The organism is Arthrobacter sp. UNC362MFTsu5.1, assembly GCF_000685965.1.
GTDB lineage: Bacteria > Actinomycetota > Actinomycetes > Actinomycetales > Micrococcaceae > Arthrobacter.
The window spans coordinates 1-12,465 of record NZ_JMLE01000026.1; the positions used below are offsets into that span (position 1 = coordinate 1).

14 protein-coding genes and 1 riboswitch are annotated in these 12,465 nt (G+C 66.3%); of the genes, 3 read left to right on the forward strand and 11 right to left on the reverse strand.

All coding sequences use genetic code 11. The features are described from left to right. The 9 genes from BS38_RS0119210 to BS38_RS0119250 all read right to left on the reverse strand — a co-directional run bounded on the left by BS38_RS0119210 (position 1) and on the right by BS38_RS0119250 (position 9,144). Positions 1–1,443, reverse strand: coding sequence for an L-serine ammonia-lyase (locus BS38_RS0119210; protein ID WP_028272276.1), 1,443 nt, complete (start codon positions 1,441–1,443; stop codon positions 1–3). A 254-nt stretch (positions 1,444–1,697) separates the two neighbouring features. Next, positions 1,698–1,795: riboswitch (glycine riboswitch) on the reverse strand. Between the two features lie 83 nt (positions 1,796–1,878). Next, positions 1,879–2,877, reverse strand: a complete 999-nt coding sequence (locus BS38_RS0119215) for an Lrp/AsnC family transcriptional regulator (RefSeq protein ID WP_028272277.1) — start codon at positions 2,875–2,877, stop codon at positions 1,879–1,881. 99 nt (positions 2,878–2,976) lie between these two features. Further along, entirely contained in the window at positions 2,977–4,227 is a 1,251-nt protein-coding gene (locus BS38_RS0119220; protein WP_028272278.1) for an amidohydrolase, read from the reverse strand. A 14-nt stretch (positions 4,228–4,241) separates the two neighbouring features. After that, positions 4,242–5,006 (reverse strand): hypothetical protein, encoded by a 765-nt coding sequence (locus BS38_RS25705; RefSeq protein WP_051629030.1) that lies wholly within the window; start codon positions 5,004–5,006, stop codon positions 4,242–4,244. Between the two features lie 23 nt (positions 5,007–5,029). Beyond that, positions 5,030–5,767, reverse strand: a complete 738-nt coding sequence (locus BS38_RS0119230; protein ID WP_028272279.1) for a DUF5058 family protein — start codon at positions 5,765–5,767, stop codon at positions 5,030–5,032. A 186-nt stretch (positions 5,768–5,953) separates the two neighbouring features. Next, positions 5,954–6,385 carry a DUF3592 domain-containing protein gene (locus BS38_RS25710; RefSeq protein WP_081818978.1) on the reverse strand — a complete coding sequence of 144 codons (432 nt, stop codon included), beginning with the start codon at positions 6,383–6,385 and terminating at the stop codon, positions 5,954–5,956. 2 nt (positions 6,386–6,387) lie between these two features. Then, entirely contained in the window at positions 6,388–6,819 is a 432-nt protein-coding gene (locus tag BS38_RS0119240) for a DUF3592 domain-containing protein (RefSeq protein ID WP_028272281.1), read from the reverse strand. 115 nt (positions 6,820–6,934) lie between these two features. Then, a complete protein-coding gene (locus tag BS38_RS0119245) occupies positions 6,935–7,969 on the reverse strand; it encodes a sugar phosphate isomerase/epimerase family protein (RefSeq protein WP_028272282.1) in 1,035 nt (344 codons plus the stop codon). Further along, positions 7,966–9,144 (reverse strand): Gfo/Idh/MocA family protein, encoded by a 1,179-nt coding sequence (locus tag BS38_RS0119250; protein WP_028272283.1) that lies wholly within the window; start codon positions 9,142–9,144, stop codon positions 7,966–7,968. Before BS38_RS0119250 ends, BS38_RS0119245 begins: the two co-directional genes overlap by 4 nt. A 152-nt stretch (positions 9,145–9,296) precedes the next feature. Between BS38_RS0119250 and BS38_RS0119255 the strand changes: the two genes are divergently transcribed. After that, on the forward strand, positions 9,297–10,310 hold the full coding sequence (locus BS38_RS0119255; protein WP_028272284.1) for a LacI family DNA-binding transcriptional regulator: 1,014 nt from the start codon (positions 9,297–9,299) through the stop codon (positions 10,308–10,310). A 50-nt stretch (positions 10,311–10,360) separates the two neighbouring features. Then, the gene (locus BS38_RS0119260; protein ID WP_028272285.1) at positions 10,361–10,696 is read left to right on the forward strand and encodes a hypothetical protein; all 336 of its coding nucleotides are present in this window, start codon (positions 10,361–10,363) and stop codon (positions 10,694–10,696) included. A 20-nt stretch (positions 10,697–10,716) separates the two neighbouring features. Here the strand turns inward: BS38_RS0119260 and BS38_RS0119265 are convergent, their stop codons facing one another. Further along, positions 10,717–11,040 carry a hypothetical protein gene (locus BS38_RS0119265; protein WP_231511330.1) on the reverse strand — a complete coding sequence of 108 codons (324 nt, stop codon included), beginning with the start codon at positions 11,038–11,040 and terminating at the stop codon, positions 10,717–10,719. Between the two features lie 86 nt (positions 11,041–11,126). Beyond that, positions 11,127–11,927 (reverse strand): LysR family transcriptional regulator substrate-binding protein, encoded by an 801-nt coding sequence (locus tag BS38_RS0119270; protein ID WP_028272287.1) that lies wholly within the window; start codon positions 11,925–11,927, stop codon positions 11,127–11,129. 90 nt (positions 11,928–12,017) lie between these two features. Between BS38_RS0119270 and BS38_RS0119275 the strand changes: the two genes are divergently transcribed. Next, positions 12,018–12,422 carry a DUF5997 family protein gene (locus BS38_RS0119275; protein ID WP_028272288.1) on the forward strand — a complete coding sequence of 135 codons (405 nt, stop codon included), beginning with the start codon at positions 12,018–12,020 and terminating at the stop codon, positions 12,420–12,422. Positions 12,423–12,465 lie beyond the last annotated feature (43 nt).

Here is a 12,465-nt window from a genome sequence, read left to right on the forward strand (position 1 = left end):
TCAGCATTCGACGACGTTGACGGCGAGGCCGCCCATCGCGGTTTCCTTGTATTTGGAGGACATGTCCCTGCCGGTCTCGCGCATGGTCACGATCACCTCGTCCAGGGACACCCGGTGCGTCCCGTCACCCCAGAGCGCCATCTTCGCGGCGTTGATCGCCTTCGCGGCCGCGATCGCGTTCCGCTCAATACACGGAATCTGCACCAAACCGCCGATCGGATCACACGTCAGCCCCAGATTGTGCTCCATCGCGATCTCCGCCGCGTTCTCCACCTGCTGGGGTGTCCCGCCCATCACCTCCGCCAGACCGGCAGCGGCCATCGAAGACGCCGAACCGACCTCACCCTGGCAGCCCACCTCGGCGCCGGAGATCGAGGCCTGCTCCTTGTACAGCACCCCGACGGCGGCCGCGGTCAGCAGGAACTTCACCACCACATCATCCCGGTCCGCCTGCGTGGCCTTGTCCATGCCCGGCGCGAAATGCAGCGCGTAATACAGCACCGCGGGGATGATGCCGGCGGCACCGTTCGTCGGGGCGGTGACCACCCGGCCGCCGGAAGCGTTCTCCTCGTTCACCGCCAGCGCGATCAGGTTCACCCATTCCTGCCAGTACTTCGGATCCCGGTACTCCGGATCCTGCCGGCCCGCATCCTGGTCCCGGGTCTCCTTCAGCAAACGCTCATGCCAGTCCGGAGCCCGGCGCCGGACCTTCAGCCCGCCGGGCAGCAGGCCTTCACGCTTCAGGGACACCGCCACGCACTCCTCCATCACGGAGTAAATGTGCAGCAGCCCCGCCCGGATCTCCTCCTCGGACCGGGACGCCCGCTCGTTCACGAACATGATCTCCCCGATGGACAAACCCTTGGACTGGCACCGGCCCAGCAACTCCGCCGCCGTACGGAACGGCAACGGCAGCTCCTTCTTCGACTCCTCCAGCTCCTGCTGCGCCGCGTCCTCCTCACCCTCACGGACAATAAACCCGCCGCCCACCGAGAAAAACGTCGCCGCATGCAGCACCTCACCGGCGCCATCCGTGACCGTAAACGTCATCCCGTTCGTATGCCGCGGCAGGACCGTCAACGGCCGCAACACCATATCCTTCACCCCATACTCCAGGGCCACCCCGCCACCATCAACAGCACCGGCCAGCTGCAGCTTCCCGGACTCCGCGATCGCCGCCAGCCGCTCCTCCACCTCCGCCGGCAGGATCTTCTCCGGATGGAAACCCTCCAACCCCAGCAGGATCGCCGTCATCGTCCCATGACCGTGCCCGGTCGCGGCGAGCGAGCCATACAAATCCACCCGCAACCCCGCCACCCTCGCCAGGTCACCGGAGGACCGAAGCTCCTCGGCGAACACCGCCGCAGCACGCATCGGACCCACCGTATGCGAACTCGACGGCCCAATCCCGATGGAAAAAAGATCAAACACACCAACAGCCATGGCCGGGGTTCCCTAGTTGCTCACGCGGGGAAGGGGAGCACGGCGGCGCGCGCCAGCACGGCGGCCTGGAAACGTGGATGGGGACGGGTGTATCTGCACGAGGAACTCCATAATTCAGGTGGCACAGGGTGCCACGATGATTCGGGTTCCTCCCCGCTCTGTATCTGACCTGAGAGTTTCCGCGGACCCTGCTGTTACAGCGTGCCGCTTGCACCGTCGGTGAGCCCGGAGACCGGACTACTTTCCAGAGTTGCCTCGCCGCGGCGGTACGTGGGCCTGAGAGATTCCTGGGGAGGATTTGCTCCTACGGCGCCTGCTGAACGTACCGGCAGGACTCTCCCGCCGCAGATCAAAAGCATGTGTCACTTGTCGGTGACACGGCTCACACTTTACTCCGTTGCCGGGACGGCATGCAACAGAGTCACTTCACACGGGTCACACTTCCCGCGCCGGCCGCTCCGGAATCCCGTCCCGGTACATCACGGTGCTGCGTTTGAAGATCTCGGCATAGACCGAGGACCGGACGGACGTCACCGTCTCCAGCTGCCGGAGATCGTCGAGCAGCAGCCGCAGTTCGTCCAGGCTTGGCAGGGCCACCTGGGCCAGCACGTCTTCACCTGAGGCGGCGGCCCAGCGGGTCACCGGAAGGCCGGCCAGGTATTTCGCCGGCGCCTCCGCCGCGTTGCCGGAACGGGTCAGGGTGATCAGGGACTCCACGGGGAATCCGAGTATTGCCGGATCCACCACTGCCCTGATGAACAGGGCACCGGAGTTGGTCATGGCTTCAAGGCGGCGGCTGACGGTTGCTTTGGAGACCGACAATTCGGAGGCCAGCTCATCCACGGTGGCCCGCCCGTTGCGTTGGAGGAGCCCGGCCAGGGCCCTGTTCGTTTCATCAAGCGCCTCACCGGGCTGGCCGGTGCGGATTCCGGCCAGCCGGCCGTCCTCGTCGCGGTGGAGCGCGGCGTACTGTTTCTTGTCCAGTACCTCCGGGGTCCAGCCGCTGGGGGTGCGGAAATACTCCAGCAGGGGTGTCATGGCAAAGGACTGCACACCGTCCACCCCGGACAGGCGCCGGTAGAGAAGCCCGCCCAGTTCATCCGGGGAAAGAAAGAGCTCCGCCACGGCCTCGTTCGTGCCGGACAGTGCGGTGACCCAGGATGACTCTTCCTGCTCCGCAAGCCATGTGCAGACACCGCGCAGGTTGCGTGGGGCCGCCGTCACGCGCAGCAGGAAGGCCGACCGCGAACTGACCGACGACGGGTTGATGAAGGAGTTGGTGCGCACCAGACCGGATTCGAGCAGCTTGTTGCCGCGGCGTGCCACGGTGCGTTCCTGCTGCCCCAGGACATCGGCGATCAGGCGCCAGGGAGCGCGCCCGTTCCGAACCAGCGCGGCCACGATCTGCCGGTCCAGGGCGTCAAGCTGCTCCACGTCCCGGCTCCTCTCATTGCGGCTGGGAAAGTACGACGCCGGACGGCTGCTTCCGCGGAACGGAACCGGGGCGGCGGACCCGCCGCCGCCCCGCTCATGTCAGTTCCGGCCCAGATAGGCTAGCACTCCGGAGAGCGCTGCACCTGTTCCCCCGACGACGGCGGCACGGGCGTCCGGCGCGAACTGCGGCGAGTGGTTCCCGGCGGGTGCCGCGCCGTCCTCGAAGAGCTCCGGATCGAAGGCGCCAAAGGCCCAGAACACGCCAGGCACGCCGATGGCGTCGCTGAGCCATCCGGCGTCCTCCGACCCCATGCCGAGCGGTGCGTCGATCAGCGCATCGGCGCCGAAGTCAGCCGTGAACGCCGCAGTCACGCGGTCGGCGGAGGCGGGATCGTTGTAGCAGCGGGGGAAGCTGTTCAGTTCCACGATGGTGGGTTCCGGCGCCGCCGAGGCCTCGGCTTCGGCTGAGATGATCCGGCGGATGGCGGCAAGCACGGTGGCGCGTGTGTCCTCGTCGGGCGTCCGGACGTTGACCGAGAACTCGGCGGAGTCCGGAATGATGTTCTCCTTCAGGCCCGCATGGAAAGTTCCCACGGTGACGACCGCCGGCGTCGAGGGTTCCAGCTCGCGGGAGACGATGGTCTGCAGGCGAAGGACCATGGCGGCGGCGGCCACGATCGGGTCGATCGACTTTTCGGGCTGCGAGCCGTGGGCCTGCTTGCCGTGGACGGTGATCTTCCACGAATCGGCCAGGCTGGCCATGTGCCCGCCCCGGATCATGAGTTTGCCCTGGCTGACCGGCATGACGTGCTGGGCCAGCACCACGTCTGGTTTGGGGGCCCGGTCCCACAGGCCGTCGTCGATCATCGCCTTGGCACCGTACGCCGTCTCTTCGCCGGGCTGGAAAATGAGCACCAGGGTTCCGGCCCACAGCTCGCTGCGGTCCGTGAGGAGCGAGGCCAGCGCCAGCGCGGCGGCAATGTGCGTGTCGTGGCCGCAGCCGTGCATCACCGGAGCGGTGGTCCCGTCCGGCAGGGTGCCGGTGGCCTCGCTGGCATAGTCAAGGCCCGTCTGTTCTGGGATGGGCAGGCCGTCGGTGTCGGCGCGGAAGCCGATGACCGGACCGTCGCCGTTCTTCAGGATGCCAACCACGCCGGTCCCGCCGCAGCGGAAGGATTCGATGCCCAGGCCGGCAAGGTGCTGTTCGATGTACTCCGCGGTCTTGAATTCCTGTGCCGAGAGTTCCGGGTGGGCATGCAGGTGCTTGTAGACGCCGACGTATTGCTCCACGAAGTCCTCGGGAACTTCGACGGCGGGGGTCAGGCGTACGCCTGTGGTGGTGGTGCTCATTGCTGGCTGCCCTTTCAGTGGGTGGGTTCGGAAATGCGGGTGGCCTGGACGTTTTCGCCGGCGGCCGGTTCCATCGGAGCCTGCGGGGCTCTGGAGCGCGCAAACCAGGAGGCTGCGATGGTGATGAGGACAGCCAGCGCGGTGGCAAAGTACGTCAGGCCCGGAGCCAGCGGCACCACCACGAACACGATGGCGGCGGCCACAATGACGGCCACAATCGTGGTGCGGCGGCTCTTCATTGCCATGACGCTCTGCAGGACCACGGCGCCGAATATTGCGGGCAGGATGTAGCTGCGTGCCGTAGCGATCAGGGGCGCGGGGAGCATTCCCACGAGCCAGGTGCCCAGCACGCCCACAAAGAAAATGAGTGTGGTGATGTGGACCAGCACCGCGCCGATGATGGCGCTGCCGGCGATGAGTTCAGCCCGGCGGGTGCCCGGCTTCTCCCCCAGGTTGGCCTGAGCCACGATGGCCGCCGGCAGCAGTTTGTTCGCAATATTGCCGATCAGGAAGGCCTGGTACATGGCTGAGCGCCCCAGGATGGGGAAATAGGACACCGGCTCGATCACGGCGATGATGCCGAACGTGGCCAGGACGGCCCCGACGGCGGTGACCAGTTCCAGGGGTGTCACGCCCATGCCCGCGCCAAAGGCGGCGTACAGGGCCGCGGCCAGGGAAATCGGCAGCCCGAGCCCCAGGGTGATGGGACCCCAGACTGACGTGGTGCGGTCGAAGGCCGAAAACCGTGCGGATGTTTCAGGGGAAGTCGTGGTGGACATCAGATTGGCTCCTGTCGGGGGTTTCAGGCGGCTGCGGTCATGACGAAAGCGGCGGTGAGTGCCACGATGATGGACATTCCCAGTCCCCATTCGCGAAGCCACGGAAGCCGGAGCCTATGGGCAAGCAGGAGGCACACGCCCATTGCTGCCGCGGAGGCGAGCATGGTGACGAGGTGGACGGGAGACTTGAGCACCTCCTGGAAGGCGAGGGTGAAAAACGCGCCCAGCAGCGCCGCCGTCGGGACAATGGCCATCACTGCGGGGTTAACCTTGCGGAGCTTGGCGTCGCCTTTGCTGAGGATGGGCGTCAGGATCAGCGCCGTCAGCATCCAGGCGAGGCCGCCGATGGTCATGGCTGCGAAGGCGAGGGCGAAGATCTTCTGCGTGTACGTGGGTCCGCCCAGCTGTGCGCCCTGGGTGCCGGCCGAAATGCCGGCTGCTGCAACGTCGAAGGCAGCCGAGCCCACGAGGCCGATGCGTGTCAGGACCGCGGGGGTTCCGAACAGCGGGAGGAGGGAGATGGCGATGAGGGCAACGGCAAGTGAGGGGCCAATAGCCGCTACGGCACCGGAGCGGACTGAGCTGTTGACCTGCCCCGGCGTGAGCTCGGCGGCCGGTGCCGCTTTCCGGATGGCCTTGAAGTAGATCACCGATTGGAGGATGACGACGGCGAAAACGCCTACCGCGGACGCCCATAAGACGGGGTGGTGGATCAAAGGGGTGATGTCTGTGGAACCGGGATCGACAGCTGCGACAACCACGTTTACTCCTCTGGAAACTGAGGGGACACTCCTTGTTTGAGTGTCCGAAATTAATACTTCATGAACTCCTTGTGCCTGTTTGTTTCATTCTTACAGCACGAGTTGTCGATAAGTACACAGTTTTCAGATTTCCGACAGATCACGAAAGTGAAGCGCCGGTGTAAATTATCCGGCCCCGGGCGAAGGCTAGAGAAGCACGGCTGCGAACATTGCCGTTCCGCCGGCGCCGAAGATGGCGAGCATGAGGCCCACCCAGAGGCTGCCCCGGGAGATGACAAAGACGGGCCGCGTCGATTCAGCCGGGTTCGCCGGGTTGTAGAGCACCGGGATGTGCGTGCCGATGATTTCCTGGTCCGGGCCGTAGATGTCTGACTGGCCAAGCCACCTCAGGCCATGGGAATCCTGGAACTCGTAGGACGGGGCAAAGCGGTTCCGGCCGTTGCTCGCAGGGCCGTCCACGCCGCGCAGGTTCCCGGTCACCAGGGCCTGCGCGGGCACCCAGCCGCGAAGGGCAGACCGCCGCCGGAATGAGCCGGCCAGGGAAACCCCCATGACTATCAGGCCCGCCACCAGAAACAGCGCGGGCACCGCCAGGAACAGCGCCACTATGGAGTTCATGCTCAGCCCACCGGGAGGACGCTGATGAAGAGGAACGCTCCAGCGGCAATCGCGGCGAAGAACGGGATCATGCAGCCCATCGCCGTGCGGTCCTGGGATGACACCTGGAACGACTGATTGGGGTTGATGGGGTTGTACATCACTTCCACCCACGAGCCCGGATCCGGCTGGCTGGCGTATGAGACCTCGGATTCGCCGGCAAACAGGGTCCCGCGGGGATCCGCAAACTGGTAGGTGGGGTAGTAGCGCCGGCTGCGGCTCCCGCCGCCTCCCCCGTTGGTCCAGCCGGCCACGCTTCCGGTGACGACGGCCTGGACCCTCGGCCAGCCGGCCGTGAGTTGTTCGCGGCGTCTGGTCTTCCGCAAAACGCGGACAATCGAAAAAATCACGCCGGCAACAAACAGCGCCCAAATGATGTACAGCGCGATCTTCACGTGTCCCCCCAGGTTCCAGTCACCAAGAAGTATGCCATCGCCCGGCGGCGGCCTGTCAGTCAGGCGGCCGCCGGGCGATGGCATACGCGCAGTGCCGGCTTAGATCAGCCCTGGGCTACTGGGAGGTGAGGTGAAGCGCCTCTGCCTGTGACGCAGTCAAAGCTGCGTCGGCGTCCCGCAGGACCTTGGCTGCCACCTGGAGGCCTTCGATCCGGCCCAGGGAGGTGTCCTCGTGCTCGATGTTGACCAGCATGTTGGGGTCCACCTCGTACAGTGCGCGCAGGAACTCGGTCCAGTACGCGGTGTCGTGCCCGCGGCCGAGTGCCACGAAGTCCCAGGCGGAGTTCTTGGGCCATTCGTTGGCCCACTCGTCGCCGCCCAGGTTGGTGCGGTTCTCCTCCGGCGAGAGCCGGCGGAAGCTGTTGTCCAGGACGCCGTAGAGCGCGGCGTTTGCAGTGTTGACGCGAACGTCCTTCGCCGCGGCCTGGAAGACCAGCGGACCAAGTTCGCGGACCACGGCGACCGGATCCATCTGCTGCCAGAACAGGTGCGAGGCGTCCAGTTCGACGCCGACGTGGGTGGCCCCGGTGAGTTCGATGAGCTTGTGGACGTCGGCGGTGTTGAACACGATGTTTTGCGGGTGGAGTTCAAGGGCCACCTTCACTCCGTGGTCGGCGGCGAGGCGGTCGGTTTCCTTCCAGAAGTCGGCCGCGATGCCCCACTGGTAGTCGAGGACGTCCAGGGCGGCCGAGTTCCAGGCGTTGACCACCCAGTTGACCGTGGTGGCTCCCGGTTCGCCGCCGGGCAGGCCGGACATGGTCACCACGCGGTCCTGTCCCAGCCGGCGGGCCAGCTGGATGGAGCGGCGGATGTCCTCGGCGTGCTTCTCTCCGATTTCCCGTTTGGGGTGCAGCGGGTTGCCGTTGCAGTTCAGTCCGGCAATCGAGACGCCGGTCCCCTCGAAGATCGCCAGGTAGTCGTCGCGGGCCGCGTCGCTTTCCAGGATCTGGTCCATGGTGGGAACGTGGACGGCCGGCAGGAATCCGCCCGTGTTGATCTCGATGCCGGTCAGGCCGAGGTCGGCGATGACCTTCAGGGCCTCGGGAAGCGGGCGGTCGTGCAGGATTGCGTTGTAGACGCCGAGTTTCATAGCGTGACCTTCTTGCCGTTGTTAAGCGCGGATTCGGCGACGGCGCCGAGCAGTTCCATGTTGCGGACGCCCTCATCGAAAGTGGCGCAGCGGGGCAGCGATTCGGCTTCACTGAGGCCGGCCACCTCTTCGAGGAACGCGCGGGCCTGGTAGCCGAACGCGTCGTTCTGGCCGAAGCCGACTTCGGGCGCGTCCATGGCGAGGCCGCCTGCGATGTAGGGGTGGCCGGGGCCGAGGATCACCTGGCGGTAGCCGTTCTCGTTGCCCGATCCGTCGTTGAGGAACAGCTGGATTTCGGCGGGCCGGCGCTGGTCGAACTTGGCAGCGCCGTTCTCGCAGAACACTTCGAAGTTGAGGCTGTTGGCGTGCCCGGCGGCCACGCGGGAGACCTCGAAGCTGCCTGCACCGTTTTCGAACTCCGCGGAGAATGCGGCGTAGTCGTCGTTCTCCACCGCTTCGAAGGTATCGCTGACTGCAACGTGGTCATGCCCCATGACGGCCGCCAGGGGCAGGGGACGCTTGTCGATCACGGTGCTGAGCCGGCCGCCGCTGATGGACTTGATGTCGCCGCAGAGGAACTCCGAGACGTACGCAAGGTGGCTGCCGACGTCGGCCAGCGCACCGGAGCCGGGGCCGCCCTTGTAGCGCCAGCTCATCGGCGCCGAGGGGCTGAAGCCGTAGTCGGTCCAGTAGCGGCCGCTGAAGTGCAACACCTTGCCCAGGACGCCGGTGCGGATGAGGTCCCGGATGTAGGCGATGCCGGGAGTGCGGCGGAAAGTGAAGCCAATGCGGGCAATCGAACTCGCGTTGCGGGCGGCATCGGCCATGGCGCGTGCGTCTTCCAGCGAGTCGCTCAGCGGCTTTTCACACAGTACGTGCTTTCCGGCGGCGAGCAGGCCTTCCACCACTTCGCGGTGGAGGGAGTTGGCGATTACCACGCTGACGACGTCGATGTCATCGGCTTCAGCGATGGCCTGCCATGAGGTGTCGTTGCGCTCGTAGCCAAAGCGGCGGGCGGCCAGCGAGCCGAATTCGGCGTTGACGTCGCCGATCGAGACGAGCCGGACCTGGGGAAGGACGGGGCTATACAACGTGGATGCGGTCCGGTAGGCAGCAGCGTGGGCCTTGCCGGCCATCCCTGCGCCGATGACGGCTACGCCGAGGCTTTCAGCCATGATTTCTCCTTTGAAATGTGGCCAGGCGGATCGCCTGTCCGGGAAAATTGTAGCGCTACAAAAATGTCCGCTGGAAAAAGCGTAGCTTTGTCTATATGTCCTGTCAATGCTCGTGCGGCTATCCTCGATAACGAGACACGAAAGGCCCTGCCATGACGCTGAACACCCCTCGGACCCGCCGCCCCACGATCTACGACGTCGCCAAGAGCGCCGGCGTCTCGCCGTCGCTGGTGTCCCTGGTCCTGCAGAATCCTTCACGGGTCAGTGACAAACGCCGGGAGGCCGTACTGGCAGCGATTGCGCAGCTCGGGTACCGGCCCAGCCGCGCCGCCACGGCCCTCGCGAGCAGCCAGACAAAGAGCATCGGGCTGGTGATCGACGACTTCCGGAACCCCTGGTTCGTCGATCTGCTGCGCGGCATGGAATCCGCGCTCTCGGTGCACGGCTACCAGGTCACGGTGGCGGACTCACGGCCCGGGCAGAACCGGATCAAGGAGGCGACCGACGGCCTGCTGGCCCTGCACGTTGCGGGCCTCGTGATCGCCGCGGAACCCAGCGAGTCAATGCTCTCCGGCACCTGGGTTCCCACGGTGGTCGCGGGCTGGCGGAAAGGCGTCCCGGACGGCGCCGACCTCATCACGAACGACGACGACGGCGGCGGCCGCCTGGCAGCGAGCCATCTGCTGGAGCTCGGCCATACCCGGATCGGCCACCTGTCCGGCTCGGACGGGGCGGCGGCGCACCGGCGCGAGGGCTACCGCAGCCAGATGGTGGCTGCCGGCCTTGGGGTTCGGATCGCCGGGGAATCCGGTGGAACGTCTGAGGAGGACGGCTACGCGGCGGCCTGCTGGCTGCTGGACCACCACCCCGACACCACGGCCATTTTCGCGGCCAACGACACCATGGCACTGGGCGCGCTGGCAGCGGCGAAAACGAGGGGCCTTTCCGTGCCGGAAGACCTGTCGGTGATCGGTTACGACAACTCGCCGCTGGCGAAATCGCGGTACCTGGACATCACCACCGTGGACAACCGCAGCGACGTGGTCGGAGCTGACTCGGCACGCACGCTGCTGGCAAGGATCCAGGATCCGGCGCTGGAACCCGAGCGCAAGCTGATCGAACCCGTCCTGGTGGTCCGCGGCACCACCGCCCGTATTTCCGGCTGACAACCACGGCGCCGGAACCTGCGCCCGGCACCCCTTGTTAGGCTGGACCCATGAAATCCCGCCTCGCCGCCCTGTCCGTTGCCGCCCTCATCGTTGCACTGACCGGCTGCGGCCAGGTCCAGGAGGCAGCCGAAAAGGCCGTGAACGACGGCGCCTCCCAGGTCGCCACTGCCGCGGCGGAGCAGGTCAAGGGCCAGGTGTGCGCCCTCGTGGAAGACGGCCTGGTTTCCGTCAAGGACAAGGAACTCCTGGGCGGCCTCGTGGCCGGCGCCGAGACGGCGGGTGTGCCGTCCGAGATCACCACGCCGCTGCGTCAGATTGCGGCATCGGGCGATCAGGTTCCGGCGGAATCCGTCACAGCCCTCAAGGATGCCTGCACCGCCTAAGCCTCGGCAGCAGGTGCGTGTCACTGCAGGGTCTGGACCTCCACCGTTTCAATGATCCGGGTGGACGGTTCACCGACCAGCGCAGGAGCAGTCACCCCTGTCTTCCAGGTGTCGGTCTGCAGCCGGGCCAGGAAGTCCACCGCCGCCTCCTGGGTATCGAAGTCCAACTCCAGCATCACGTAGTCCTCCTGGTCGAGCGGACGCGAAATCCGGTAGGACCGCACCCCCGACGCCAAGCGGTCCAGCGGGTCACTGTCGAAGGCCTTCCGCCACATGGCGAAGTCCCGGACCTGGTGTTCAATCTGCAGGGTGATCATGAAGGCTGCTCCCGTCGAAGGTTCCACACGCCCAACCATAGGCCCGGAATGCCGGTTCAAAACAGAGTGGCGGACCGAAAGGCACTACGGGTTGCTGGTTCAGGCCTTGCCCGTCAGCGCTTGCCCTTCTTGCGGGATCCCTTGCCGCGTCCCTTGTCCGGATTGGGCGCGTAACGCTGGGCCACTTTGGGCTTCTTGACGCCGCTCCCCCGCCGGTCCGGCTTCGGTTCCTTTTTGGGCGGCTCCACCTTCGCGGAGGGCTGGCGTGAGCTCTGGGCGGTCCGGCCCCGGACAATGCCGATGAACTCCTCGATCACTTCATCCGTGGGCTTGTCCACAGCGTCGGCCGCTGCCTCGCGCGTGGTCGCCCGCCCGGACTCGTTGAGCCAGGCCAGCGCAATCTGGGTGGTGGGTGCGCCGGTGAGTTTCCGCGCCACCGTGTCCTTGACGTTGAGGTGGCGGGCGACGGACATCGGCAGGATGGCAAGCCCCGCACCGGATGCCACCACCTGCAGGGCCGCCTCCGGGCCGCCGAGCTCCGCAACGTCCAGGAATGATTCCGCGTCAAGGTCCGCCAGCGCCACTTCTTCGAAGACCGAAATTTCATGCCCCTTGGGAGCAACCACCACCGGCTGCTCCTCGTAGAGGGGGATCACGTTCAGGCCTTCGCGTTCCACCGGGAGCCGGACGAAGCTGAGGTCCGCGGAACCGTCACGCAGGACCGAAAGCTGTGTGCCGTCGTCGGACATGAAGGAGTGCAGCGGAACGTCCGGCATCCGCTCTTCCCACCGCCGGATCCACTTCCCCGGCGTCACGCCGGCAACGTAGGCGAAGCGGAGCTCCCCCACGGCAGCTTCGGCCGGGATCGCGGCGGTTTCGTCGGGGGTCTGGGGTGCTTCTTCTGCTGCGGACACATGTTCACAGTACCGCCCGGCCCGGCGCATGGCGGGTGTCAGTGTCCAGTACCGGTGCCCACTCAGCCCCGGGCCGGATACCCTTGAAGCATGACCTCTGCAAACTCCCAGTCCATGAAGCCGGCCACCGTTGCCAAGAAGCTTGGCATCTACCTGCCCGCAACACCCCAGGAGTTCCAGGATTCGGTTATCACCCGCGCCGATTTCGCCGAGCTCCAGGCCAACCCGCCGGAGTGGCTGGCCGAACTCCGCCGCAACGGCCCGCACCCCCGCCCGGTGGTGGCGCAGAAGCTGAACGTTTCCATCAGCGGCCTTGCCCGCGGCGGCGTCGAAGAAGCACTCACGACGGCGGAAATCACCGCGCTGCTGCAGGCTCCCCCGGCGTGGCTGGTCACCGAGCGCTCCACGCACGCCGCGGTCCGCGCCGAAGCCCAGCGCGTCAAGGACGAGGCCGCCAAGAAGGACGCCAAGAAAGCCCGCGCCAAGGCGGAGTAGGCCCCCTGTCCGCGCTGCGGAATTTGGCGACGCCGCGGAAATC